A 24,856-nucleotide genomic window follows, 5' to 3' on the forward strand; every position below is an offset into this window, starting at 1 on the left:
CGGTTCTCGCCAACCGGCCTAGTCGGCCGAGAGCGGCTCGCCGGTCAGCGACCAGCTTTCGCCGTCGAACGTTGCGATCCGCAAGGTCCGGAACGGCGTGTAGTCGCCGGGGCGGGTGCCGATCGAGACACCCGGCAGCATCATCGGCAGCCGCTCGCCGCTCAGCGAGGTCGCCTGTTTGATCAGGTTCTCGCGGGTCAGGTCGTCGCCGCACTTGCGTAGCGCCAGCTCCAGGGCGTGCACGTTCATGTAGGCCACGAGCACGGAGTAGTCGTCCGGATTCGCTGAGGGCGCGTACGTCTTGAGAAACTCCTTGTAGGCCTTGACCTCGTCGTCATTGGCCCAGGCCGGGTCGCCCGGCTGCTTGAGGAATTGCGTGGTGACCAGCCCCTTCGATGCTTCGAGGCCTGCGGGTTTCAGGATGGTTTCGACCGATGCCGTCGAGCCGCCGATCACGTGCAGCGGCTTCCAGCCGAGCTCGAACACCTTGCGGATCGATTGCGCGGCGGCCTTGGACGACGACTGCTCGATCAGCGTGTCGACGCCGGCGGCCTTCAGCTGGACGATCTGCGAGTCGATCGTCGGATCGGCGAGCTCATAGGAGGCTTGGGCGACGATCAGCTCGGCTTTCGGGCCGAGGCCGGCGCGAAGGCCTTTGAGATAGTCCTTGCCGTAGTCGTCATTCTGGTAGAGCACGCCGATCTTGGCGTCGGGCTTTGCGCTCAGGATATACTTGGCGACGACGCGGCCTTCGGTCTCGAAGTCCGGATAGAGCGGGATAGTCCACGGAAAGGTTTTGGGATCGTTGAAGCGGCGTCCGCCGGCGGTGATGAACAGCTGCGGCACCTGCTTGGCGTTGAGATATTTCTGGATCGCGACGTTGGGCGCGGTGCCGATCGTGCCGACCTCGGCCAGGACGCCGACGTCCTCGATCAGCTTGCGTGACTGCTCGACGGCCTTCGGCGCGCTGTAGGCGTTGTCGAGCTGGGTGAAGTTGATCTTGCGGCCGTTGATGCCGCCCTTCGCGTTCAGCATCTCGAAATAGCCGACCACGGCGCGCCCGGCGCCCGCGCCGAAGGCGGATGCCGGGCCGCTGAGCGGCGTCGACTGGCCGAGCTTGATCTCGGTATCGCTGACGCCGGGACCATAGGCTTTCTGCGCGTAAGCGGGCGCCGCCAGCAGGGCCGACAGCGCGACAACTGCCAACGCCCGGTCGATGAGGTGGTTCAAGGTCGTTCTCCCTGTAATTCGTTTCTTGTTGAAATCGAACTGAGCCAAAGCGCGATGAGATCGCGCTTTGGCTCGTTGTCTGAGCATGATCGTTTCCGGAAAACCGCTTCGCACTTTTCCGGATCATGCCTAGCGCAGCAGCTCGCGGGCGATCACCACGCGCTGGATCTGGTTGGTGCCCTCGAAAATCTGGGTCAGCTTGGCGTCGCGCATCATGCGCTCGACCGGGTAGTCCATGGTGTAGCCGTAGCCGCCGAAGATCTGGACCGCGTCGGTCGTGACCTTCATCGCCATGTCGCTGCCGACACATTTCGCCATGCTGGCAAGCACGTTGAGCCGCTTCCAGTCGCCGGCATCGCCGGCGCGCGCGCATTCATAGACAAGGGCGCGGGCCGCCTCGATCTGCATGGCCATGTCGGCGAGCATGAACTGCACGCCCTGGAACTCGGCGATCGGCTGCTTGAACTGCTTGCGCTCCTTGGCGTAGGCGATGCAGGCATCGAGCGCGCCCTGTGCAAGGCCGACCGACTGCGCGCCGATGGTCGGGCGGTTGAGGTCGAGCGCGCGCATCGACGCGCGGAAACCCTTGCCTTCCTCGCCGACGAGGTTTTCGGCCGGGACCCGCACATTGTCGAAGAAGATCGGGGTATTGGGGGCGCCGCGAAAGCCCATCTTGCGCTCATGGCGGCCGAACGTGATGCCCGGCATCTTCTTGGGTTCGATGATGAAGGCGCTGATGCCATCAGCGCCGGCGCCGTCACTGGTTCGTGCCATCACCACGATGTAGTCGGCGACGACGCCGTAGCTGCACCACTGTTTGCGGCCGTTGAGCACGTAGCTGTCGCCGTCCTTGCGGGCGCGGGTGTTGAGCGCGGCGACGTCGGAGCCGGCCTGCGGCTCCGAGATCGCGATCGCCGTGACCACGCCGCCCTGGGCGATGATCGGCAGGTATTTCTGGCGCTGCTCTTCCGAGCCGAAATGCAGCAGCGGCATGATGAACATGGTGTTGAGCGCCGCGATCGATGCGCAGGCCGGCGAGACCTTCGAGATCTCCTCGCGCGCGATGCAGGCCATGGTCAGATTGCCGTTCGGGCCGCCATAGCGCTCCGGCACCCAGAGCTGCATCAGCCCCATCTCGCCGAACAGCTTGACCAGCTCGGTCGGGAAGCGGTCGGTTTCGTCGATTTCGGCGGCGATCGGCGCCACGTGCCTCGCGACCATCCTGCGCACGTTGTCGCGGAAGGCGACCTGCTCCTCGGAAAAACTCATGCGGACTCCCGTTGCGTTTTCTTTGTTGGAAGCCGAAAAAGGGGCTTCCATTGAATGGGTGATCCATTTAATAATTCACCGCATGAGCACCAAGTCAAGCCCTCGCGCGCCGCAGCGCTCCCGCACCGCCTCGCCGAACCGGCGGGAGCGGGCCGTCGATCACCGGGCGGCCGGAGCGTCGGCTGCGCCGACATTCAAGCCGATCCACACCAGGCGGACGTTCGAGGAGATCTGCGAGCGGATTCGCGAGCAGCTGGCGCTCGGCGTGCTGAAGCCCGGCGACAAATTGCCGGCCGAGCGCGAACTGGCCCAGCAGCTCGGCGTCAGCCGCAATGTGCTGCGGGAAGCGTTGCGCAGCCTGGAGATGGCCGGCGTGCTGCGGCTGCAGAAGGGCGTCAAGGGCGGCGCCTTCATCCAGCAGGGCGACACCCGCCGCATGAACGAGGTCATGCGCGACATGCTGAGCCTCGGGACGATTTCGGTGCGGGAACTGTCGGAGGCGCGGGTTCACGTGCTCGACCTCGTGGTGCAGCTGGCCTGCGCGAACGCGCGCCGGGCCGACCTCGATGCGCTGGAAGCCAATATCGAGCGGACGGAGCTTGCGACCAAGGAGGGGCGGTTGCTCGACCGCGTCGAATGTTCGCGCGAGTTCTACAAGCTGCTGGCGGCCTCGACCGGCAACAAGGTGATTGCGATGATCGTGGACTCGGTCACCGAGATCCACATGCGATTCGTCTACGCCAAGGTCGCCTCGAGCGGAGTTGCGATGGCGCGGCTCGCGGAGAAGCGGCGCCAATTCCTTGCGGCGCTCAGCGAGCGAGACGTGGCGCTGGCAAGCCGGCTGCTGCGGTCGCACCTGGAATCCGTGCAGCGGATGCTGGAACAGGATCCGGGGGCGATGTCGCTCCACGTCGCGTTGGCCGACGTGCAGCCCGGGATGCGCCGGTAGCGCGCCAACCCTGTCAGTCAATTAACAACTCAAACAGCAATACAATGGAGGCAAACGTGTCCAATTACGCCAAGTATGAATGCCTGACGGTCGAGGTCGCGGACAAGGTCGCGACCGTGACCTTGAACCGCCCGCAGGCGCGCAATGCCATCAATCAGAAGCTGATCCGCGAGCTGCGGACGATCTGGGACGACCTCGCCGACGATCACGCCGTCAATGCCGTGGTGCTGACCGGCGCCGGAGACTTCTTCAGCGTCGGTGGCGACGTGAAGGCGATGTCGGAGCGGCCCGGCGGCGACGTCCTCGAAGAAGGCGAGGTGCACGATCCCATGATCAGCCGGCGCGGCGTCACCCGCCAGCTCGAGCTCGACAAGCCGATCATCGCGGCGATCAACGGCGACGCCATCGGCCTTGCGGCGACCCACGCGCTGCTCTGCGACATCACCGTGATGGCCGAGGATGCACGGATCGGCGACACCCATGTCTCGCGCGTCGGCCTGGTCGCAGGCGACGGCGGTACGGTGATCTGGCCGCTCCTGATCGGCATCAACAAGGCCAAGGAATTCCTGATCCGCGGCACGCTGCTGAAGGGCAACGAGGCGGAGCGGATCGGGCTGGTCAATCATGTCGCGCCGCGCGCGGAGGTGCTGGCCAAGGCCCGCGCGATCGCGGTCGAACTCGCCAACGGTCCGACCTGGGCCATTCGCTGGACCAAGCTGTCGATCAACCAGATCGTCAAGGAGCGCGTCAACATGCTGCTGGAGGCCTCGATGGCGCTGGAGCAGGTGACGTTCGAGACCGCCGACCATAAGGAAGCGACCATGTCGTTCAAGGAGAAGCGCAAGCCCAGGTTCGGCCAGGCATAGGCCGGGCTCATGGCGGCGACCGAATTGTCGAGCGACGATGTCACGGGAATGCTGCGCGATTCCTTGCGCGGTTTCCTCGACGAGCAATGGCGTCCGCGTGGCGCAACGGCGTCGTCCTCGGCGGACCAGGTGTCGGCGATCTGGCGCAAGCTGGTCGGGCAGGGCGTCGCCGCTCTCGGTGCCGATGGTGGCGAAGGCGGGCTCGCCGAAATCCTCGTCGTCATGGAGGAGCTTGGCCGCGCCGGATGCCCGGCGCCGATGTGGTCCGTCGCGCTCACCAATCTTGCGATCGCCGGATCAAAGGTCGAGATCGTGGCGGATCTCCTTGAGCGGTTGCACTCCGGGAAGGCGATCGTCGCCTTCTCGTTCGGCGCTCTGGATCCCGACGCCGGGATGGGCTCGGTTGAGGTCGCCGACGTCGCGGCAACAGGCGTGCTTCGCTTTGTCGAGGCTGCGGGGAGCGCGACGCACCTTCTGGTCGCGCTCGACGAAGGGCATCTTGCGCTGATCGATCTCGGCGGTCCCGGTGTCGCATGTGTCGCGTCCCGCGCGATGGGGGCCTGGGGGTTTTACGAAGTCACGCTGAACGCGGCGCCATTCACACGCATTCCCTTGGGGACGGTCGACCTCGACGATCTCCGCATCACGGGCAAGGTCGCGCTGATCGCGCGCGCCAATGGCGCGGCGCGGCGTGCGTTTGAGCTGGCGGTGGACTACGCCAGGGAACGGCACCAGTTCGGGCAGCCGATCGGCAAGTTCCAGGCGATCCAACACAAGCTCGCCAACTGCCTGATCGCACTCGAAGGCGTCAGGCTGATCCTCGCGCATACCGCCAGTCTATATGACCGCGGCGACGCCGACTGGCGCTATTTCGCCGATTGCGCATCGGCGTTTTCCGGCAACGCGCTGCGGCAGGTCTCGCTGGAGACTCAGCATACGTTCGGGGCGATCGGCTATGCCGAGGAACACGAGGCGCCAGTCCATTTCAAGCGCGTGCACCTCGACACGATCGCGCTCGGCGGTGCATCGGATGCGAAGCGCAGGTTGGCCGCACGGCTCGTGGATGCCGGCGGCGACGGGCTGCCGCAATACGACCTCGGGTCCGCCGGAAATGGGTTTCGTGAACAGGTCCGGCTCTGGCTCGAGCAGAACTGGACCGGGGACGCGAAGCAGGCGTTCGACCAGAGGCCGTTCGCCAAGCGCGAGTTCGATGCCAGCTTCGCCCGCGATATCGGCGAAACGGGATGGATCGGCCTCGGATGGCCGGCGCAATTCGGCGGCCAGGCGCGCTCTCCGCTGGAACAGATCGCCTTCATGGAGACGATGGAGCAGGGCGAGGCGCCGCGGATCGGCGCCGCGATCCAGGCCAATGCGCTGATGATGTTCGGCACGGCCGAGCAGCAACAAGAATATCTTCCGGAGATCCTGCGCGGCGAAGCCATGCACGGCATGGGCTACAGCGAGCCGCAGGCGGGCTCGGACCTCGCGGCGCTGCGCACCAGCGCCATCCGGGACGGTGATCACTGGGTGATCAACGGCCAGAAGATCTGGACCACCACCTGGTGGGGCAAATACATGTTCCTCGCCGCGCGCACCGACAAGGACGCCAAGCCGCCGCATGCCGGCATCAGCATGTTCATCGTGCCGATGGATGCGCCGGGCATCACGATACGGCCGTCCGCCACGATGTATGACGGCACGTTCGCCAATATCTTCTACGACAATGTCAAGATTCCCGCCGAGAACCTGGTCGGCGAGGTCAATGGCGGCTGGAAGGTGCTGACGGGTGCGCTCGCCTTCGAGCGCGGGCTGGTCGGCGGCGGGATCGTCCTCAAGGTGGCGCACGCCTTCGAGCAGCTGCGTTCGCACGTGATGGCGAAGCACGGCGATCGGACTCTCGCCGACGATCCCATCGTCCGCGACAAAATGGCGACCCTGGCGTCGGAGATCGAGATCGGCCGTCTCCTGATGATGCACTGTGCCGAGCTCGCCGCCGATGGCGTCACGCCGCCGGAGTATGGCGCGATCAGCAAGGTGTTTTCCGGCGAGCTGATGGAACGTTTCGGCGAGGTCGCGCTCGACATTCTCGGGATGCGCGCCGCGCTGTCCGAACAGATGCCGGGCGCGATCGACAACGGCCGCTTCGAGCAAAACCTGCGGCATTCGCTGATGTGGGTCATCAGCATCGGGACCAACGAGATCCAGCGCAGCCTGATCGCGCAACGCGCGCTCGGGCTGCCGAGATAGGAGAGATCGGATGCAGAAGGATGGCGACAGGGCGCCGCTCGCCGGGGTGCGGGTGCTGGATTTTTCCATCATGGTGGCGGGGCCGTATTGCGCGCGGCTGCTGGCCGACGTCGGCGCCGAGGTCATCAAGATCGAGCCGCCGGAGGGCGACGACATGCGGCTGCGGACGCCGCTGCGCGACGGTCACAGCACTTATTTCGGCCAGCTCAATGCCGGCAAGCGCAGCGTGGCGCTGGACCTCAAGAACGCCGACGCCATCAAGCTCGTGCATCGCATGGTCGCGGAAGCGGACATTGTCGTCGAGAATTTCCGCCCCGGTGTCATGGAGCGGCTCGGCCTCGGTTACGACGCGCTGCGCGAGATCAACCCGCGGCTGATCTATTGCTCGATCTCGGGCTATGGCCAGTCGGGCCCCGCCGCCGAGCGCGCGGCCTACGCGATGATCGTGCATGCCGAGAGTGGATTCGATACCTCGCTGATGCGCTATGCCGGTGACCGGGAGCGTCCTGCGGCAGGCGCGATCTTTGTCGCCGACATCCTCGGCGGCATCTTCGGCTATTCGGCGATTCAGACCGCGATGGTCCAGCGCGAACGCACCGGGAAGGGGCAGCGCGTCGATGTGGCGTTGATGGACTGCATGCTGAACCTGCTGGTCTATGAGCTTCAGGAAGCTCAATTCCCGATCCGCGCGCCGCGGCCGACCTATGGGCCGGTGCGCACGCGTGACGGCGATATCCTGATCGCCCCGGTGACGCCGCGCAATTTTGCCGCGCTCTGCGAGGTGACCGGGCAGGAAGCGCTGGCGAACGATCCGCGCTTTGCGACCATTCCGGCGCGCGGCGCCAATTGGACCGCCATGATGCAGGTGATCGAGCAATGGACCGAGCGTCACACGGTCGCCGAGTGCATCGCGGCGCTAGATCGCGCCGGTGTTCCCTGCGCCGAATACCGGACGCCGGGCGCCGCGCTGACCGATGCCCATTTGCGCGAGCGTGGTGTCTTTGCGACGGTCTCGGATGGCGCCGGTGACTTCGTCGGCGTCAATGCGCCATGGCAAATGTCCGGGGCCGACACGCCGATGGGACGTCATGTCCCCGGGATCGGCGCGCAGCGGGACGATGTGCTGTCGCGGATCCTCGGATTGTCGCCGGACGCAATCGCGGCGCTCGCGGCTGCGGGCACGTTCGGCAGAGCCCAGGCCTAGCCGCGATCTCAACTATCGGACGGAGCGTCCGGCGGCGGAGCCTTCGCGATCGCGAGCAGGCATTTCAGGAAATGCGCGCGGTCTTCCTTGCGCAGGGGAGCCAGCATGATGTTCTGCAGCTCGGCCGCGGCGGGAATGACGGCAAGAAGCGCGTCTTCGCCTTTGGCAGTGATCTGCACCTGGAGCGAGCGGCGATCGTCCGGATTGTCCTTCTTTGAGACCAGTTTGCGCGCGACCATGCGCTTCAGCATTTCGCTCAGCGTGTTGCGGTCGCAACTGATCCGCTCCGCCAGCACGGAGGGGGTGAGCGGACCCAGCTGGTACAGCGCCATCAGCACGCCGAATTGTCGCGGCGTGATGTCGCTCTGGCGCGTCATGCTTTGGTAGAGCCCGTCATAGCGGGCCTCAAGCAGCCGCAGCAGAAATCCGACGCCGCCTTCGAGTTGCCAGTCGCGCGCAACATCTGCTGCCGAGCTCGTTTTCATACCCTTGTCGGCTGCCATGCCGTCGTTGGACTCCGATTTTGCGAATTCGCGTTAGCCGTTATCAGCTTGGCCTGACGTCCTCAACCCTGCGGTGAAGTGCGCCCCGGTCTGTTCCCAGCACGATGCAATGGCTTACGGCTCTTGTCAGCCGCCTGTCAATGTAGTACGTATACGTATCAAATAGCGATGCGAAGACGTCGTTCAGGGAGGTTGAAACTTGGACCTGCGTGAGCTGCTGTCGATTCCCTATCTGCTTGAGGCCGAGGCGGTCGAAACCGAGCCGGGGCAGTGGCGGGTTCGGCTGGCCTATCCGGAGCTGCCGGGATGCACGGCGGAAGCCGCCGTCGTCGAGGACGCATTGCGGGAGCTCGAGCGGCGTCGCATCGAATTGATCGTCGGCCTGGTGGAGCAGGGCAAGCAGCCTCCGATTCCACGCAAGCCGCTCACCGCATCCGATCCGCTTTGGACCGCAAGGGATCTCGGATTGTCAGACCGCGTCGCCGCGCTTCTCGGCGGCGTAGCGGTCCCGACCACACGCAATTGAAGGAGGCAAACCCATGCTCTCGCGCGAAGACAATGAACGCCTGGTGAGGGTCGGCAAGGGCACGCCGCTCGGCGATCTGTTTCGGCTGTATTGGATACCCTTTCTGCCGTCGGCGGACCTTGCCAAGGACGGACAGCCGAAGCGCATCCGGCTGCTCGGCGAGGACCTGGTCGCGTTCCGCGACACCGAGGGACGCGTCGGGCTGGTCGATCAGGCCTGCCCGCATCGCGGCGCGCCGCTGATCTTTGCACGAAACGAGGATTGCGGGCTGCGCTGCGTCTATCACGGCTGGAAATTCGACGTCACCGGCGCGGTGACGGACATGCCGGCCGAGCCGGTGCGCAGCCGCCTCAAGGAGCGGGTGCGGATCAAGGCCTATCCCTGCAAGGAGCGCAACGGAATGATCTGGACCTATATGGGTCCCGACCAGGCCGAACTGCCGCCGCTGCCGAACCTCGAATGGAATCTGGTGCCGGCCGAGCAGGTGCACATCTCGGTTCGCGTGCAGGAGTGCAATTGGCTGCAGGCCGTCGAGGGCGAGATCGACTCGGCGCATGCGCCGCTGCTGCATGGCCGGCTGGATGCGCAGGGCACGACAAGCGCCTGGATCCAGAAGCGCGACCTGCGGCCGACCTTCGAATGCATCAAGCAGGATTTCGGCATGAGCATCGCCGCGCGGCGCAACTACGATGCCAACACGCTGTACTGGCGGGTCAACCAGTTCCTGCTGCCGTTCTATACGCTGGTGCCCCCGCTGTCGCCATTCCCGGATCTGAGCGGGCATGCCTGGGTGCCGATCGACGACGAGAACACGCTCTGCATCATGTTCTCCTATCATCCGTCGGAGCCGCTGCCGGAGAAGACGCGGCTGGTCTTTGCGGAAGGCCACAAGGGCCGCGAGAGCGGGCATGCCAGCCGCCACGCGCTGGTGCAGCATCCGCCGACGGTGCCGTATGCGGGTTACTGGACCAAATACAATCCGCAGAACGGCTTTCAATTCGACTACGAGGCACAGCGGACCACCTGGTTCTCGGGCCTGCCGGGGCTCTGGGTGCAGGACGGCGCCTGTCAGAGCGGCGTCTCGCCGATCTTCGATCGCACCAAGGAGACACTCTGTTCCAGCGATACCGGCATCGCGATGACGCGGCGCTTCATCCTGGAGGCGCTCGGCGCTTATCGTGATCACGCGATCAAGCCCAAGGGGGTCTCGGACCCCGACGTGTTCATGGTGCGGGCAGTGTCGCTGCGGCTGCCGCCGGAGGATTCCTGGGTCGATGTCGGCGCGCCGTTCATGCGGGCGAAGCTCGGTGCCGATTTCGGATACGAGCTGTGAACGCGTCCAACCAGGAGGTCCTGGTCAAGCGCATCGGCTACGAGGCCGAGCAGGTCCACTCCTACGAGCTGATCGCGCGGACCGGCAGCGAGTTGGCTCCGTTCACGGCCGGCAGCCATGTCGACCTATATCTGTCGAACGGTATGATCCGCAGCTACTCGCTGGTGAACGATCAATGCGAGCGACATCGGTATGTCATCGCCGTCAACAAGGATGCTGAGAGCCGCGGCGGCTCCAGCTTCGTTCATGACACGGTCGGGGTCGGGGACGTTATGACGATCTCCGTGCCGCGCAATAACTTCGCGCTTTGCGAAGAGGCCGGGCATTCGGTCTTGATCGCCGGCGGGATCGGCATCACGCCCCTGCTGTCGATGGTCCGGCGTCTGGAAGCGCTTGGACGACGCTGGGAGCTGTTCTACGCCGCGAGGACGCGCGCCGCGGCCGCATTTCTCGACGAGCTCGGCACGTATCGATCGAGGGTACATCTCGATTTCGACGACGAGCGCGCGGGACGCGTGTTCGATCTTGCAACCATCGTCGGAAACGCACCGGCGCACACGCATCTCTACTGCTGCGGTCCGGTGCCGATGCTCGCGGCATTCGAGGCGGCGACGGCTGGTCGCCCGGCCGATCACGTGCATGTCGAATATTTCAAGGCGCGGGAAGCTCCGGCGACTGAAGGTGGCTTCGACGTCAGGCTCGCGCGAAGCAATCGCACCATCGCGGTCGAGGCCGGCAAGACTATCCTTGATGCGTTGTTGGATGCCGGGATCGCCGCGAACTACGCCTGCACCGAGGGGGTCTGCGGTACCTGCGAGACGCGCGTGCTCGACGGCATACCCGACCATCGCGACCAGTTTCTGAGCGAAGAGGAGCAGGCGGCGAACAAGAGCGTGATGATCTGCTGCTCGGGCGCGAAGTCCCGCACGCTCGTGCTCGATCTCTGAAAGCAACAACACAAGATGGGTGGAAACAAGTGAACTATCTTTCTCGCATCCTCGCGCTATCGTTGCTGGCCGCTTGCGCCACCTCGCCGGCATCGGCGGACGCTGCGCGTTCCCTGAAGATCGGCGTGCTGAATGACGCGTCCGGCCCTTATTCGGACAATGCCGGCGAAGGTTCGGTGACGGCGGCAAAAATGGCCGCCGAGGATTTCATGCGGCTTCATCCCGACTTCAAGGTCGAGATCGTCTCGGCCGATCACCAGAACAAGGCGGATGTCGGCGCCGCGATCGCGCGCCGCTGGATCGATCAGGAGAAGGTCGATGCGGTCGCCGATGTGCCGAACTCGGCCGTCGGGCTCGCCGTCAACGAGGTCGTGCGCGGCACCAAGGCGGCGCTGATCGCATCGAGCGCGGCGTCTTCGGACCTGACCGGGAAGTACTGCTCGCCCAACACGATTCAATGGACCTTCGACACCTGGGCGGCGTCGCACACCATCGGCGCCTATCTCGTGCGCCATGGCGGCAAGAAATGGTACTTCATCGCCACCGACAATGCGCTCGGCAAGTCGATGGTGCGCGACGGGACGGCCGTGATCGGTGCCGGCGGTGGCACCGTTCTCGGATCGGTCAATGTGCCGATCAACAATGCGGATTATGCCTCGTTCATCCTGCAGGCGGACAGCTCCGGCGCCGATGTGATCGCATTCGCGACCGCCGGCGGCGACACCGTCAGCCTGATCAAGCAATCCGCCGAGTTCGGGCTGAAGCAGAGCGGCCGCACTTTCGCGGCGCTGCTGACCACCACCAATGATGTCGAATCGAGCGGGCTTGCGGTCGGGGAGGGGCTGATCATCACCCAGCCGTTCTACTGGGACCTCAACGACGCCAGCCGTGCCTGGTCGGCCAAATTCAGCGAGCGGCAGCATGGGCAGTCGCCGACCGCCTTTCACGCCGGCGTCTATTCCTCGGTGCTGGCCTATCTGAACGCGGCGCAGGCCGCGGGAACCAATGACGCGCCGGCCGTGATCCAGAAGCTGAAGGAGACGCCGATCGACGACGCCCTGTTCGGGCCGGTTGTGGTGCGCGCCGACGGCCGCGCCATTCACAACATGTACATCCTGAAAGTGAAGAGCCCGACTGCGTCGAAGAGCAAGTGGGATCTGCTGGAGCAGGTCGGCGTGCTCACAGGGCCGGAAGCGTTCCGGCCGCTCGACCAGGGCGGTTGCTCGCTCGTCGAGCCACCGAAGAGCAATTGACGACCACGGCCGCGACCCGCGGATCAACACTTTCTCAAACTGACGGACGTCCCAATGCTGGATCAGCTTGAAGCCGACTTCCCCGAGCACACGCCGCGCTCTGTCGATGCGCCCAGGGCGCTGGAGGGGGTCCGGGTGATCGATTTCTCGCATTTCATCGCCGGACCGTTTGCGACCATGATCCTGGCCGACATGGGCGCCGAGGTGATCAAGATCGAAGCGCCCGGCCGCGGCGACGATTTGCGCCGCTATCCTCCGGTGCATCCCGATCTCAGGCACGGTGCGCCGTTCCTCTGGACCAACCGCAACAAGCGCAGCGTCGCCCTCGATCTGAAGTCGCCCGAGGGTCTGAAGGTCGCGCGTGAGCTGATCGCGACGGCGGACGTTCTCGTCGAGAACTTTTCGACCAGCGTGATGGCGCGGCTCGGGCTCGACTACGAGAGCTGCCGCAAGATCAAGCCCGAGATCATCTATTGCTCGGTGTCGGCCTATGGCCGCGACGGGGTGTTCTCCGACCGGCTCGGCTTCGATCCGATCGCGCAGGTCGAGAGCGGCTTTGTCTCGATGAACGGCTATGCCGACCGGGAGGGCGTGCGGGCCTTGTCGCCGGTGATGGACATCAGCACCGCGATGATGGCCGGCAATGCGATCCTCGGCGCGCTGTTCGCGCGCGAGCGTAGCGGGCAGGGCCAGGCCATCGAGGTGTCGCTGTTCGAGAACGCCGTCCTGATGACCGGCTACGCGACCATGCAGTCGCTCTTCAACAATGCGGATCCAAAGCGAAGCGGCAACACCAGCCCGGATACGTGTCCGTCGGGCGTGTTCCTGGCGAGCGATTGCTCGTTCTACATCAACTGCGGCAATGACAAGATCTTCCAACGCCTGATGGCGCAGGTTCTCGAGCGCGAGGATCTCGCGACGGCCGAGATCTATGCGACCGGCTCCGATCGAATCCGCCGGCGCGAGGAGTTGTTCGCAATTCTCGGCGATGCCTTTGCCCGGCACCCCTGGTCGCACTGGCAGTCGCGGATGCGGGCAGCCGGCGTGCCCTGCGGCCAGGTACGGACCGTCGGCGAGGCGATCCGCTCCCCGGAGGCAAGGGAACGCGGGATCGTCACAAGGATCCCGCACGAGACGGTGGGCTGGGTGCCGAACGTGAACCTGCCGATCCGCTATTCGCGGACGCCGATCGTCGATCCTGTTGCGGCACCGGCCGTTGGGCAGCACACCGAAAATGTCCTCCGCGAGTTGCTCAGCTACGATGAGGCGGAGATCGCGCGGCTTGCCAAGGGCGGGGCGTTCGGCAGCCAGGCCTCGCGACAGGATGGCAAGCCATGACGGGGGGCGCGCGGAACGAGCGGACACTGCGAGGCTGTGTGGCGGTCATCGGAATTGGTGAAACCGAATACTATCGCCATGGCGCGTCGCCCGACCCGGAATTCAAGCTGGCGCTGAAGGCCATTCTGGCGGCGTGCGAGGACGCCGGGCTCGATCCCCGCGAGATCGATGGGTTTTCGTCCTACAGCGACGATCGCAGCGAGGCCTCGCGGCTGGCCGCGGCGTTGGGGACGCATCGATTGCGTTCGGCGACCATGCAATGGGGCGGAGGCGGCGGCGGTTGCTGTGCCGCGGTTGGCAATGCGGCGGCCGCAATCGTCGCGGGCCTCGCCGATTGCGTCGTGGTGTTCCGCTCGCTGGCGCAGGGCCAGTATGGCCGGTTCGGGCAGGCGGGCGGCATTCACACCGTTTCAGGCGAACGATCCTATTTGATGCCTTATGGTGTGCTGGCGCCGCCGCAGCGCTTTGCCATGCGGGTGCAGCGCTACATGCACGAGCACGGCGTGCGGCAGGAGGCGTTGCGGGCGATTGCGCTCGCCTCCTATCACCATGCCCAGGCCAACCCGCGTGCCGTGATGCACGGCAAGCCGCTGGACGTCGAGAAATATGATGCCTCGCGCTGGATCGTGGAGCCGTTCCATCTCTACGATTGCTGCATGGAAAATGACGGCGCAGCGGCCTTGGTGCTGGTCTCGGCGGAGCGCGCCAAGGAATTCCGGCACAAGCCGGCCTATCTGCTCGGTGCCGCCTTCGGGTCCGGACATCGCGCGGCGGCGACGGCGCACAACGCGCCGCTCTACGCCACCGCGAGTTTCGACACCGTCGCGCCCGATCTCTATCGCATGGCCGGGGTGGGGCCATCAGATGTCGGCGTGGTCCAGGCGTACGAGAATTTCACCGGCGGTGTCGTGATGGCGCTGGCGGAGCACGGCTTCTTCAAGCCCGAGGAGGCCAACGACTTCCTGACCTTCGAGAACCTGATCGCGCCGTCCGGGCCGCTGCCGCTCAACACCAGCGGCGGCAACCTCGCCGATTGCTACATGCACGGTTTCGAGCTCGTCCTCGAGGCGGTTCGCCAGGTGCGCGGCATGTCGACCAGCCAGGCTCGGCGCAGCGACGTCGCATTGGTGATCGGTGGTCCGATGGTCTCTCCCGCGAGCAATCTCATTCTGGGTTCGGAGGCCACCCTGTGAGCAACCCGAGCACGCGCTATCTCCCGGCAGGTCTGCCGATCCCGGTTGCAGAACCTGACGGCCTGTCTGCGCCTTACTGGGAGGGATTGCGTCAGGGCAAGCTCTTGGTGCAACGCTGCGGTCGCTGCAACAATTGGCAATTCGGACCCGAATGGCTCTGCCATCGCTGCCACGCCTTCGACCCGGCCTGGACCGAGGTCGAGCCGCGCGGGCGAATCTACAGCTGGGAACGTGCGTGGCATCCGTCGCATGCGGCGCTCAAGGGCCATGGACCCTACATCGCGGTGCTTGTCGAACTGCCGCATGCCGGCGGCATTCGCATGGTCGGCAATCTGCTCGGCGATCCCGAACAGGCGGTTGCCATCGGCGCCGATGTCGAAGGGGTCTTCGAGCATCACCCGGAGCAGGATCCGCCTTACTCCTTGCTGCAATGGCGCCGGCCGTAGGTTTCCCCGGAGTTACTATCCATCCCTGCGCCTGGTACGGGCAATCGATCGTGCGGCTACCGGAGATAGCTGATCCACGATCCGCTGCACCTGTGATCCGTCGCGGGTGACATCCGGTCTGCCTGCTTTCGCGTCAGCGTCGCTGACAGGATGAGCTGCGAGGGTCCTTGTCTCGCGGCAGATGACATGCAATCTTCCGCTCCCGGCAATGCTGTTCGAGAGCAACAAGAACAATAATCCCTCTCGTCCCTCCAATTCTGTCGAGGGCCTGATCATGTCGAATCCTACCCAAGCGACCTCCGCTCCGTGGCGGATAGGAGTCCTGTTTTCGCGAACCGGCTTCATGTCGGTGATCGAGGAAACTCAGTATCAGGGCACGCAGCTTGCGATCGAGGAGGTGAACGAGGCGGGCGGGGTCTGCGGCCGCGAGCTGGTTCCCGTCGCCTACGACCCCGGCTCGGATTCGGCCGCTTATGGCCACTACGCCAAACGGTTGATGGTCGAGGATCAGGTCAGCACTATATTCGGCTGCTACACCTCGTCGAGCCGCAAGGCGGTGCTGCCGGTCGTCGAGCGGCTGAACGGCCTGCTTTGGTATCCGACGCTCTATGAGGGGTTCGAGGCGTCGCCGAACGTCATCTACACCGGCGCCTCGCCGAACCAGAACAGCCTCGCGCTGTGCCGCTATCTGATGGATACGTTCGGAACACGATTCTATTTCGTGGGTTCGGACTACATCTATCCGCGCGAGTCCAACCGGGTGATGCGGGAGCTGCTGAAGAGCAACGGCGGCTCGGTCGTTGGCGAACGCTACGTCAATGTCTACGCGCGCTGGCAGGACTTCGTCCCGATCATCCAGGACATCAAGCGTGTCAGGCCCGACGTGATCTTCTCGACCGTCGTCGGCGAGGGAACGGTGTTTCTCTATCAGGCCTATGCCAATGTCGGGCTCGATCCGAAGCAGGTCCCGATCGCCAGCCTGACCACGACGGAAGCCGAAATCGCCGCCATGGGCTTCGACGTCGGCGAAGGGCACGTGACCGCGGCATCCTATTTCCAGGGCGTGGAGGGCAGCGCGAACAACGCGTTTGTGCAGCGCTTCAAGAAGCGGTTCGGCGCCGACATCTCGACCAACATGTGCGCCGAGGCGTCCTATTTCCAGCTGCATCTGTTTGCGAAGGCGCTCGAGCAGGTCAATTCGCTCGACACCGAAGTGCTCCGCTCCATGGTGTTCGGCACCAGCTTCGATGCACCGCAAGGTGCTGTTACCGTCAACCCGATGTCGGGGCATACTGATCTCTGGACACGCATCGGGCGCGCCAACCGCCAGGGGCAGTTCGATGTCGTCAGCCAATCAAAAGAGCCGGTGCATGCGGATCCGTTCCTGATCGGATATGGTCGTGCAACGCAAACAGGAAGCGTCCAATGAACGAGCAGTCGCGTAAGCCGCAGCTGAGCCGAGACGTCGGCGGACGCAAGACCATGGTTCAGGAGCTTGCCGATCTCTCGGCGGTCGTGGTCGCACCGGTCGACGATCAGGTCGGCATGCTGCTGCGCGAGTTGCAGCGCTTCCGGATGCGGGTGCGTCAGGTCTGGCCGATGCCGGAAAGCGTGCCGGCCGATGCCGACGTGGTGTACTGCGAATATTCTCCCGATCTGGCGCGGCGCCTGCCGTGGATTCCCGGCGATGCGCGTTCGGCGCTGGTCGTGATCCTGCCGGCGACGGAAGCCGTTCACGCCGACGCGTTGTGTCACGCGACGCCCAACGCCGTGCTGCCGCGGCCGTTCACGCAGAATGCGGTGCTGTCGAGCCTCGTGCTGGCGCGCAGCCAGTTTGGCTACGAGCGGCGGCTGCGCAGCAAGATCGAGAAGCTCGACGACAATCTGCGCTCGATGCGCACGGTGGAGCGCGCCAAGGCCATCCTGATGGCGACGCGGCAGATGCCGGAAACCGAAGCCTACGGCTTCATCAGACGGCAGGCGATGGATCGTCGCGTGTCGGCAAGCGCAGTCGCCGCGGCGATTGTTGACTCGTTCGAACTGCTTGGCTACGATCATCAACAGTAAGCCCCAATAGCGGGGCCGGCGGCGACAGCGCCGCCTTCGACACAACCGGCAACAAAGCCCTCCCAATGCTCGCGTAAGCGCGCATCGGGAGGGCTTTTTGTTTTTTCAGTCCTGAAGGGAGCAAGGGATGAGCATTTCACGGCGGACTTTGCTGAGGAATACCGCGGCGCTTGGCGCATTTGCCGGCGCCGGACTGCCGCACATCTGGATCAAGAACGCCGACCTCGCTTACGCCGCGGGCGGCGAGATCAAGGTCGGCGTGCTGTTCTCGCTGACCGGAACGACCGCGATCATCGAGGAATCGCTCAACAAGGCGACGCTGCTCGCGATCGAGGAAATCAACGCCGCCGGCGGCATCAAGGGCAGCAAGATCGTGCCGATCGTCGAGGATCCTGCGTCCGATCCGGCGACCTTCTCGGAGAAGGCGCGCAAGCTCGTCGTCGGCGACAAATGCGTCAGCGTGTTCGGCTCCTACACCTCGGCGAGCCGCAAGGCGGTGCTCCCGGTGTTCGAGCGGCAGAACAATCTCTATTGGTACCCGACGCTCTATGAAGGCCGCGAGTGTTCGAAGAACGTCATCTACACCGGCGCGGTGCCGAACCAGCAGCAGGACGAGTTCGTGCCCTGGCTGGTCAAGAAATTCGGCAAGAAATTCTATCTGATCGGCTCCAACTACATCTATCCGAAGGAAGAGAACAACTACTGCAAGAAGCTGCTCGAGAAGCTCGGCGGCGAGGTCGTGGCGGAAGAATATGTGCCGCTCGGCCATTCCGAATTCTCGTCCGTCATCAACAAGATCCGCTCGACGCAGCCGAACGTGATCTTCTCCACCGTGGTCGGCGATTCCGTGGTCGCGCTGCATCGTCAGTACAAGGCCGCTGGCCTCGATCCCGAGAAGATGCCGATGGCGAGCCTGACGACATCAGAGAACGAGGTCGCGGCGATGGGCGGTGAGGCTGCCGCCGGTCACTTCACCTCGGCGCCGTACTTCATGGTGCACAAGTCGCCTGAGAACGAGAAATTCGTCGAGGCCTACAAGAAGCGCTGGGGCGCCGACAAGGTGACGCATTTCGTGTCGGAGGCCTGCTACTTCCAGACCTATCTGTTCAAGCAGGCGGTCGAGAAGCTCGCGACCAGCGATCTCACGCCGCCGAACATCCGCGACGCGGTCAAGGGCCAGAGCATGATTGCGCCGCAGGGCAAGGTCGAGATCGAGCCGGAGAATCTGCACACCTGGCTGTGGCCGAAGATCGCGCAGGCCAAATCAAACGGCCAGTTCGAGATTCTCGTCGAGGCCAAGGAGTGGCTGAAGCCGGTGCCTTATGCGGCCTATCCCGGGCAGTCCTGCACCGAGAAGGGCCTGGTCGAGAAGAGCTGACGGCGGGGCTGACGCGGGCCGTCGGCGTGCGGCGCCGGCGGCCAGCGTCCCGAAACGAATGCGGCCTCGCGCATGAATGGATGCGAGGGGCAGGGCGCACGAAACCACTGTGAAGAGCGGATCCCGACGTGGACCAATTCATCGAACAAATCGTCACGGGCCTCAGCATCGGGTCGATCCTGCTGCTGGTCGCGCTCGGCCTGTCGATCATCTACGGCTCGATGGGCATCATCAATCTCGCCCATGGCGAGTTCGTGATGCTCGGCGCTTACGCCGCCTGGGTGTTCCACACCTATCTCGGGCTCGGCCTGCTGGCGAGCCTGGTTCCGATCTTCCTGGTGGTTGCCGCATTCGGCTGGGTCATCGAGCGCTACGTCCTCAGCCTGCTCAACAACCGGCCGCTGGATACGATCCTTGCGACCTGGGGCGTCGGCATCATGCTGCAGCAGGCGGTGCGGCTATCGGTCGGCAGCGAGCTGCGCTACGTGCAGCTGCCGCCGGCGCTGTCCGACAGCATGGACGTGTTCGGCATCTCGGTGTCGTCATATCGGGTGTTCCTGTTCGTCGCGTCGATCGCGTTGTTCGGGGCGACCTGGTTGCTGATGAACCGCACCACGGTCGGGATGAAGCTGCGTGCCATCATCCAGGACCGCTCGGTCGCCGCCTCGTTCGGCATCAACGCCAAGCGGGTCTACGCGTTGACATTCGCTTACGGTGCGGGCCTCGCGGGTCTTGCCGGCGCGCTGGTGTCGCCGCTCAAGAGCGTGTCGCCCGATATGGGCACCGGTTACGTGGTCGATGCCTTCATGGTGGTGGTGCTCGGCGGCGTGCAGAGCCTCGCCGGCACCGTGGCGAGCGCCTTCATCCTCGGCGAGCTCTCCGGCGGCATAGCCTTCCTGCAGAACGACACGGTCGCCAAGGCGATCGTGCTGCTCGCCATCGTCGTCCTCATCCGTTTCCGCCCCGAAGGGCTTTTCACCGCACGCGTGCGGGCCTGAGACAGATCGCTCATCTATGCCGTCGAATGCTCCTCACTCCAGCGGATTGCAGCGCCTGATCGCGCAGCTCGCACCTCTGCTGATCGTCTGCGCGATCGTGTTCGCGCTGCCGGTGCTGCTCAACAACGACTTCCTGCTCAACAAGGTCGCGCGCTATCTGGTGCTCGGCATCCTTACAATATCGCTCGGGCTGTCCTGGGGATTCGGCGGCATCCTCAATCTCGGCCAGGCGATGAGTTTCGGGCTCGGCTCCTACGCCATGGCGATGGCGCTGAAGCTCAAGACCGTTCCGGTGCACACGGGGGCCAGCGGGCTGCCGGACTTCATGGTCTGGAACAACGTCCAGCATCTGCCGTGGTTCTGGGAGCCGTTCCGCTCGCTCACCTTCGCGATCGCCGCGGGCCTGATCGTGCCGGCACTGGTTGCGGCGGCACTCGGCTGGTTCATGTTCCGCGGACGCGTCACCGGCGTCTATGTCTCGATCATCACGCTCGCCACCATGGTGGTGATCAATCTCGTGATCATCGACCAGCAGAGCTACACCGGCGGCTTCAACGGCATCACCGATCTCGCCCAGCTCGAGATCTTCGGCGTCGCGTTCGATGCCTATGGCCGCGCAACCTATTACCTCGTGGCGAGTTGCGTGCTGCTCAGCCTGCTGGTGGCCTTTGCCTTCACCAGGACCAAGGCCGGCCTGATCGTGCAGGCGATCCGCGACCATGAGAGCCGGGTGCGCTATTTCGGCTACGACGTCGCGCTCTACCAGATCTTCGTGTTCGCGCTCTCGGCCGCGATCGCGGGCCTTGCCGGCATGCTCTACACGGTCGTGATGGAGTTTGCCTCGCCGACCTTCCTCGGCGTGCAGCTTTCACTTTCGGTGGTGGTGTGGTGCGCCGTCGGCGGCCGGCAGAGCCTCGTCGGCGCGTTCCTCGGCGCGGTGCTGGTGGCGGGCATGCAGGGCGCGCTGTCGGAATCCGCGGCGTTCCTGGAAACCTGGACGCTGGTGATGGGCGCGCTGTTCGTGCTCGTCGTGCTGTTCCTGCCGAAGGGGCTCGCCGGCCTCGCGCAGGTCGTATGGCGCTGGATCGTGCAGCGCCGCCAGGCCGCTGGCCGCGGCGTTGCCCAAGGCGTCGGCCAGACGGAGGGCAGCACATGAGCCCGCACCTCGATCTCCGTGACGTCTCGGTCAGCTTCAACGGCTTCAAGGCGCTCAACGCGCTCAACATGAGCGTGCGCAAGGGTGAGCTGCGCTGCCTGATCGGACCCAACGGCGCCGGCAAGACCACGGCGCTCGACATCATCTGCGGCAAGGTCAAGCCGAGCGCCGGCACCGTCAGCTTTGACGGCACCGCGCTGCAGGATCTCGAGGAATACGAGATCGCCCGCGCCGGCGTCGGCCGCAAGTTTCAGGTGCCGAGCGTGTTCCGGGAGCTTTCGGTCAGCGAGAATCTCGACGTGGCACGCGCACGCCGCACCTCGGTGCTCGGCAATTTGCGCTGGAATATCGGCAACTCCGGGCGCGAAGACATCGAACGTCTTGCCGAGCTGGTCGGGCTCACCGAGCAGCTCGACCGCCCGGCCGCCTATCTGTCGCACGGCCAGACCCAGTGGCTCGAGATCGGCATGCTGGTCGCGCAGGACGCCGAGCTGATCCTGATGGACGAGCCGACCGCGGGCATGACGGCCCAGGAAACCCGCAAGACCGCCGAGCTGTTCGCGCGGCTGAAGGGCAAGCACACGCTGATCGTGGTCGAGCACGACATGGGCTTCGTCAAGGCGATCGGCGACATCATCTCCGTCATGCACATGGGCCAGATGCTGGCTGAGGGCACCGCGGCGGAAGTGGAGGCGCATCCGGAAGTGCGCCGCGCCTATCTCGGATCGGGAGGCATCAGCCATGCTTGAGCTGACCGACATCGACGCGTTCTACGGCAACAGCCGCGCCCTGCAGGGCATCAACCTGATGGTTGGCAACGGCGAATTCCTCTCGGTGCTCGGTCGCAACGGGGTCGGCAAGACCACGCTGATGCGCAGCATTCTCGGCCTGATGGACCGGGTCACCGGACGCCTGTCGCTCGACGGCGCCGACATCTCGCCGCTGCGGACCTATCAGCGCGCCAAGGCCGGCATCGCCTATGTGCCGCAGGGCCGCGGCATCCTGCCCAAGTTCACCGTGCGCGAGAATCTGACGCTCGGAACCTTCGCGGCGAAATCGGCTGGCGGCATCGAGGAGTGGGTGTTCGAGCTGTTTCCGGTGCTCAAGGATTTTCTCAATCGCTACGGCGGCAATCTCTCCGGGGGCCAGCAGCAGCAGCTCGCGATCGCGCGTGCGCTGCTCGCCCAGCCCAAGGTCATCCTGCTGGACGAGCCGACCGAGGGCATTCAGCCGAACATCGTCGAGCAGATCGAGGACGTGATCACGCGGCTCAACCGCGAGCGCGGCATCACGGTCGTGCTGGTCGAACAGAATGTCGCGTTCGCGCGGCGTGCGTCTCACCGCTTCGCGCTGCTCGAAAAGGGACGCGTCGTCGCCAAGGGCGCGATCGGTGAGCTCACCGATGATCTCATCCAGCTGCACATGGCCGTGTAGCGGGAATTATCAGGAAAGGGAGTCGAGACATGTTGCATGGAGATATATCGAGCAGCAAGGACACGGTCGGCGTTGCCGTGGTCAATTACAAGATGCCGCGTCTGCACACCAAGGCCGAGGTGCTGGATAACGCGCGCAACATCGCCAAGATGGTCGAGGGCATGAAGCTCGGCCTGCCGGGCATGGATCTCGTGATCTTCCCGGAATACTCGACCCACGGCATCATGTACGACTCCAAGGAGATGTACGAGACGGCGTCGTCGGTGCCGGGTGAGGAGACCCGCATCTTCGCCGACGCTTGCCGCAAGGCCAAGGTCTGGGGCGTATTCTCGCTGACCGGCGAGCGCCACGAGGAGCACCCCAACAAGGCGCCGTACAACACCCTGATCCTGATGAACGACAAGGGTGAGATCGTCCAGAAGTATCGCAAGATCATGCCGTGGGTGCCGATCGAGGGGTGGTATCCGGGCGACTGCACCTACGTCTCGGAAGGGCCGAAGGGCCTGAAGATCAGCCTGATCATCTGCGACGACGGCAACTACCCGGAGATCTGGCGTGATTGCGCGATGCGCGGGGCTGAGCTGATCGTGCGCTGCCAGGGCTACATGTATCCGGCCAAGGAGCAGCAGATCCAGATCTCGAAGTCGATGGCCTGGGCCAACAACTGCTACGTCGCGGTCGCCAACGCGTCCGGCTTCGACGGCGTCTATTCCTATTTCGGCCATTCGGCGCTGATCGGCTTCGACGGGCGGACGCTCGGCGAGTGCGGCACTGAGGAGAACGGCATCCAGTACGCGCAGCTTTCGGTGTCGCTGATCCGCGACGCCCGCCGCAACATGCAGTCGCAGAACCATCTCTTCAAGCTGATGCACCGCGGCTACACCGGCCTCATCAACTCCGGAGACGGTGACCGCGGCCACGCGGTCTGCCCGTACACCTTCTACAAGAACTGGATCACGGACCCCGAAGGCACGCGGGAGATGGTCGAGGCCATGACCCGTCCGACGGTCGGGACCGACGAATGTCCGATCGAGGGCATTCCGAACCAGAAAGTCGCACATCGTTGATCGGAGAAGTGGAGCCGTGCCGGCGCGATCATTTGCGCCGGCGCGGTTCTGAAAACTGTTGCAAGGGGAAACGGGGGTTACCATGAGCAGCCAAGCGAATAACGGACTGGTTCATCAGGCCGAGGGGCAGATCGACGACCTTCTCGGTCATGAATTCGAGCACGAGCCGGTGCCAATGACTGCCCGGCGCAGCGCCTTCTCGGTCACCATGGTGTGGCTGGGCTTTCCGATGATCATCACCGGCGCGATGACGGGATCGCTGCTGGTGCTGGGCATGGGGTTCAAGAATGCGCTGGTGGCGATGATCATCGGCAATCTGATCATGTTCGCCTATGTCGGCGCGCTCGGCCTGATCGGCACGCGGCGCGGCATGAACTTCGCGCTGATCGCGAGCATCGTATTCGGCAAGAAGGGCTATGTGCTGGCGTCGGGCCTGCTATCGACCCTGCTGCTCGGCTGGTACGCGGTGCAGACCGGCATCACCGGCGCACTGATCTCCTCGACTTACGGCCTCAACTATGTGGCGATGACCATCGTCGCCGGCGTGCTCTATATCGGGATCACCTTCGTCGGGGTGAAGGGATTGCACTATATCGGGCTGGCGTCGGTGCCGCTGTTTGTCGTGCTCGGCCTCTGGGTCGCCGCCGATGCTGCGTCGACCACGACGTCGGCGGCGATCTTCAGCTATGCCGGCAACAATGGCGTGGCCAGCATGTCGATGGGCGTCGGCCTCACGGTGGTGCTGGCGCTGTTCATCGACGCCGGGACGGTGACGGCGGATTTCAACCGCTGGGCGCCGAGCCCGCGGGCATCGCTGTTCGCCACGTTCAGCGCGTTTCCGTTCGCCAACCTGGTGGCGATGCTGGTCGGCGGCGTGATGACGGCTGCGCTCGCCGTGCCGAACGCCAATCCGTTCGGTGTCGACAACATGTTCGGCTTCATGAACGGCAAGCAGCTGACCTGGCTCAGCATTCTCGCATTCATCTTCCTCTACACCAATCTCGGATCGGTGTGCTCGCACTGCCTTTACAACGCGGCGACCGGCTGGTCGCGGATCCTTGGCACCAACATGCGGCTGATGGCCGTGATTCTCGGCGCCATCGGCATTGTCGTCGCCGCGGGCAATGTCTGGGCGTTCTTCATCCAGTGGCTGTCGCTGCTCGGCATTCTGGTGCCGCCGATCGGGGCGATCATCCTGGTCGATCAGTATCTGCTGCGCACCGAGGCGCGCGCGGACACGGACTGGCGTGCGAAGCCGTTCATCGCCTGGGGCATCGGGTCGCTGTGCGCCTTTGCAGTTGAAAACCTGATGCCGGGGCTGTCCACTGCGATCTCAGCCGCGCTGGTCGCCGGCGTCGTGTACGGGGCGATCGCGCGGGTGGAATCTTCGACCGAAAAGGTGGCGCGCCCCGCCTAAGCGATCAGCTCAATCAAGCAAGAAGGGTACATCAA

23 protein-coding genes are annotated in these 24,856 nt (G+C 64.6%); 20 read left to right on the forward strand and 3 right to left on the reverse strand.

Annotated features, from left to right (window positions below; translation table 11 throughout):
* Positions 1-18: 18 nt before the first annotated feature.
* Positions 19-1,317, reverse strand: a complete 1,299-nt coding sequence (locus tag FBZ93_RS35100) for an ABC transporter substrate-binding protein (protein WP_246667773.1) — start codon at positions 1,315-1,317, stop codon at positions 19-21.
* 42 nt (positions 1,318-1,359) lie between these two features.
* Positions 1,360-2,499: an acyl-CoA dehydrogenase family protein gene (locus FBZ93_RS35105; RefSeq protein ID WP_146991984.1), complete on the reverse strand. Its 1,140-nt coding sequence runs from the start codon at positions 2,497-2,499 to the stop codon at positions 1,360-1,362.
* On the opposite strand from FBZ93_RS35105, the gene FBZ93_RS35110 reads away from it, so the two are divergent.
* The 4 genes from FBZ93_RS35110 to FBZ93_RS35125 are packed head-to-tail and all read left to right on the forward strand — an operon-like array spanning position 2,498 to position 7,765.
* Positions 2,498-3,448, forward strand: a complete 951-nt coding sequence (locus FBZ93_RS35110; protein WP_146991985.1) for a FadR/GntR family transcriptional regulator — start codon at positions 2,498-2,500, stop codon at positions 3,446-3,448. The genes FBZ93_RS35105 and FBZ93_RS35110 overlap by 2 nt on opposite strands.
* Before the next feature lie 56 nt (positions 3,449-3,504).
* Positions 3,505-4,314, forward strand: coding sequence for an enoyl-CoA hydratase/isomerase family protein (locus FBZ93_RS35115; RefSeq protein WP_244482432.1), 810 nt, complete (start codon positions 3,505-3,507; stop codon positions 4,312-4,314).
* Between the two features lie 9 nt (positions 4,315-4,323).
* Positions 4,324-6,561, forward strand: coding sequence for an acyl-CoA dehydrogenase (locus FBZ93_RS35120; protein WP_146991986.1), 2,238 nt, complete (start codon positions 4,324-4,326; stop codon positions 6,559-6,561).
* Between the two features lie 10 nt (positions 6,562-6,571).
* Positions 6,572-7,765, forward strand: coding sequence for a CaiB/BaiF CoA transferase family protein (locus FBZ93_RS35125; RefSeq protein ID WP_146991987.1), 1,194 nt, complete (start codon positions 6,572-6,574; stop codon positions 7,763-7,765).
* An 8-nt stretch (positions 7,766-7,773) separates the two neighbouring features.
* Here FBZ93_RS35125 and FBZ93_RS35130 read toward each other — a convergent pair whose 3' ends face one another.
* Entirely contained in the window at positions 7,774-8,268 is a 495-nt protein-coding gene (locus tag FBZ93_RS35130) for a MarR family winged helix-turn-helix transcriptional regulator (protein ID WP_146991988.1), read from the reverse strand.
* Positions 8,269-8,467: 199 nt separating this feature from the next.
* Here FBZ93_RS35130 and FBZ93_RS35135 point away from each other — a divergent pair, with 199 nt between their 5' ends.
* The 16 genes from FBZ93_RS35135 to FBZ93_RS35210 all read left to right on the forward strand — a co-directional run bounded on the left by FBZ93_RS35135 (position 8,468) and on the right by FBZ93_RS35210 (position 24,821).
* Positions 8,468-8,794: a hypothetical protein gene (locus tag FBZ93_RS35135; RefSeq protein ID WP_146991989.1), complete on the forward strand. Its 327-nt coding sequence runs from the start codon at positions 8,468-8,470 to the stop codon at positions 8,792-8,794.
* 13 nt (positions 8,795-8,807) lie between these two features.
* Complete coding sequence (locus tag FBZ93_RS35140; RefSeq protein WP_146991990.1) at positions 8,808-10,127, forward strand: Rieske 2Fe-2S domain-containing protein; 1,320 nt, start codon at positions 8,808-8,810, stop codon at positions 10,125-10,127.
* Positions 10,124-11,074 carry a PDR/VanB family oxidoreductase gene (locus tag FBZ93_RS35145; protein ID WP_146991991.1) on the forward strand — a complete coding sequence of 317 codons (951 nt, stop codon included), beginning with the start codon at positions 10,124-10,126 and terminating at the stop codon, positions 11,072-11,074. Before FBZ93_RS35140 ends, FBZ93_RS35145 begins: the two co-directional genes overlap by 4 nt.
* Positions 11,075-11,103: 29 nt before the next feature.
* The gene (locus FBZ93_RS35150) at positions 11,104-12,327 is read left to right on the forward strand and encodes an ABC transporter substrate-binding protein (RefSeq protein WP_146991992.1); all 1,224 of its coding nucleotides are present in this window, start codon (positions 11,104-11,106) and stop codon (positions 12,325-12,327) included.
* A 54-nt stretch (positions 12,328-12,381) separates the two neighbouring features.
* Positions 12,382-13,665, forward strand: a complete 1,284-nt coding sequence (locus tag FBZ93_RS35155; protein ID WP_146991993.1) for a CaiB/BaiF CoA transferase family protein — start codon at positions 12,382-12,384, stop codon at positions 13,663-13,665.
* A 38-nt stretch (positions 13,666-13,703) separates the two neighbouring features.
* Positions 13,704-14,858: a thiolase C-terminal domain-containing protein gene (locus tag FBZ93_RS35160; protein ID WP_246667774.1), complete on the forward strand. Its 1,155-nt coding sequence runs from the start codon at positions 13,704-13,706 to the stop codon at positions 14,856-14,858.
* Complete coding sequence (locus FBZ93_RS35165) at positions 14,855-15,304, forward strand: Zn-ribbon domain-containing OB-fold protein (protein ID WP_146991995.1); 450 nt, start codon at positions 14,855-14,857, stop codon at positions 15,302-15,304. The genes FBZ93_RS35160 and FBZ93_RS35165 overlap by 4 nt, the downstream gene beginning before the upstream one ends.
* A gap of 274 nt (positions 15,305-15,578) precedes the next feature.
* On the forward strand, positions 15,579-16,733 hold the full coding sequence (locus tag FBZ93_RS35170) for a transporter substrate-binding domain-containing protein (RefSeq protein WP_198961004.1): 1,155 nt from the start codon (positions 15,579-15,581) through the stop codon (positions 16,731-16,733).
* On the forward strand, positions 16,730-17,371 hold the full coding sequence (locus FBZ93_RS35175) for an ANTAR domain-containing response regulator (RefSeq protein WP_146991996.1): 642 nt from the start codon (positions 16,730-16,732) through the stop codon (positions 17,369-17,371). Before FBZ93_RS35170 ends, FBZ93_RS35175 begins: the two co-directional genes overlap by 4 nt.
* A 127-nt stretch (positions 17,372-17,498) precedes the next feature.
* A complete protein-coding gene (locus tag FBZ93_RS35180) occupies positions 17,499-18,749 on the forward strand; it encodes a transporter substrate-binding domain-containing protein (protein WP_050421904.1) in 1,251 nt (416 codons plus the stop codon).
* 128 nt (positions 18,750-18,877) lie between these two features.
* Positions 18,878-19,747: an urea ABC transporter permease subunit UrtB gene (urtB, locus tag FBZ93_RS35185; RefSeq protein ID WP_146991997.1), complete on the forward strand. Its 870-nt coding sequence runs from the start codon at positions 18,878-18,880 to the stop codon at positions 19,745-19,747.
* Between the two features lie 16 nt (positions 19,748-19,763).
* Positions 19,764-20,903, forward strand: coding sequence for an urea ABC transporter permease subunit UrtC (gene urtC / locus FBZ93_RS35190; protein ID WP_146991998.1), 1,140 nt, complete (start codon positions 19,764-19,766; stop codon positions 20,901-20,903).
* Positions 20,900-21,652 (forward strand): urea ABC transporter ATP-binding protein UrtD, encoded by a 753-nt coding sequence (gene urtD, locus FBZ93_RS35195; protein ID WP_146991999.1) that lies wholly within the window; start codon positions 20,900-20,902, stop codon positions 21,650-21,652. Before urtC ends, urtD begins: the two co-directional genes overlap by 4 nt.
* On the forward strand, positions 21,645-22,337 hold the full coding sequence (gene urtE, locus FBZ93_RS35200) for an urea ABC transporter ATP-binding subunit UrtE (RefSeq protein ID WP_146992000.1): 693 nt from the start codon (positions 21,645-21,647) through the stop codon (positions 22,335-22,337). Before urtD ends, urtE begins: the two co-directional genes overlap by 8 nt.
* Before the next feature lie 29 nt (positions 22,338-22,366).
* Positions 22,367-23,404 (forward strand): aliphatic amidase, encoded by a 1,038-nt coding sequence (locus tag FBZ93_RS35205; RefSeq protein WP_016845713.1) that lies wholly within the window; start codon positions 22,367-22,369, stop codon positions 23,402-23,404.
* Between the two features lie 82 nt (positions 23,405-23,486).
* Positions 23,487-24,821 carry a purine-cytosine permease family protein gene (locus FBZ93_RS35210; protein WP_146992001.1) on the forward strand — a complete coding sequence of 445 codons (1,335 nt, stop codon included), beginning with the start codon at positions 23,487-23,489 and terminating at the stop codon, positions 24,819-24,821.
* Positions 24,822-24,856: the final 35 nt, after the last annotated feature.

The sequence above is a fragment of the Bradyrhizobium macuxiense genome (assembly GCF_007993935.1).
Classification (GTDB): domain Bacteria; phylum Pseudomonadota; class Alphaproteobacteria; order Rhizobiales; family Xanthobacteraceae; genus Bradyrhizobium; species Bradyrhizobium macuxiense_A.

Excerpts from the sequence above, each read along its gene's own strand:
- FBZ93_RS35100 (WP_246667773.1), bottom strand. The coding sequence starts at position 1,317 with ATGCTCAGACAACGAGCCAAAGCGCGATCTCATCGCGCTTTGGCTCAG.
- FBZ93_RS35110 (WP_146991985.1), top strand. The coding sequence starts at position 2,498 with ATGCGGACTCCCGTTGCGTTTTCTTTGTTGGAAGCCGAAAAAGGGGCT.
- FBZ93_RS35105 (WP_146991984.1), bottom strand. The coding sequence starts at position 2,499 with ATGAGTTTTTCCGAGGAGCAGGTCGCCTTCCGCGACAACGTGCGCAGG.
- FBZ93_RS35120 (WP_146991986.1), top strand. The coding sequence starts at position 4,324 with ATGGCGGCGACCGAATTGTCGAGCGACGATGTCACGGGAATGCTGCGC.
- FBZ93_RS35125 (WP_146991987.1), top strand. The coding sequence starts at position 6,572 with ATGCAGAAGGATGGCGACAGGGCGCCGCTCGCCGGGGTGCGGGTGCTG.
- FBZ93_RS35130 (WP_146991988.1), bottom strand. The coding sequence starts at position 8,268 with ATGGCAGCCGACAAGGGTATGAAAACGAGCTCGGCAGCAGATGTTGCG.
- FBZ93_RS35140 (WP_146991990.1), top strand. The coding sequence starts at position 8,808 with ATGCTCTCGCGCGAAGACAATGAACGCCTGGTGAGGGTCGGCAAGGGC.
- FBZ93_RS35155 (WP_146991993.1), top strand. The coding sequence starts at position 12,382 with ATGCTGGATCAGCTTGAAGCCGACTTCCCCGAGCACACGCCGCGCTCT.
- FBZ93_RS35170 (WP_198961004.1), top strand. The coding sequence starts at position 15,579 with ATGTCGAATCCTACCCAAGCGACCTCCGCTCCGTGGCGGATAGGAGTC.
- FBZ93_RS35175 (WP_146991996.1), top strand. The coding sequence starts at position 16,730 with ATGAACGAGCAGTCGCGTAAGCCGCAGCTGAGCCGAGACGTCGGCGGA.
- FBZ93_RS35180 (WP_050421904.1), top strand. The coding sequence starts at position 17,499 with ATGAGCATTTCACGGCGGACTTTGCTGAGGAATACCGCGGCGCTTGGC.
- urtC (WP_146991998.1), top strand. The coding sequence starts at position 19,764 with ATGCCGTCGAATGCTCCTCACTCCAGCGGATTGCAGCGCCTGATCGCG.
- urtD (WP_146991999.1), top strand. The coding sequence starts at position 20,900 with ATGAGCCCGCACCTCGATCTCCGTGACGTCTCGGTCAGCTTCAACGGC.
- urtE (WP_146992000.1), top strand. The coding sequence starts at position 21,645 with ATGCTTGAGCTGACCGACATCGACGCGTTCTACGGCAACAGCCGCGCC.
- FBZ93_RS35205 (WP_016845713.1), top strand. The coding sequence starts at position 22,367 with ATGTTGCATGGAGATATATCGAGCAGCAAGGACACGGTCGGCGTTGCC.
- FBZ93_RS35210 (WP_146992001.1), top strand. The coding sequence starts at position 23,487 with ATGAGCAGCCAAGCGAATAACGGACTGGTTCATCAGGCCGAGGGGCAG.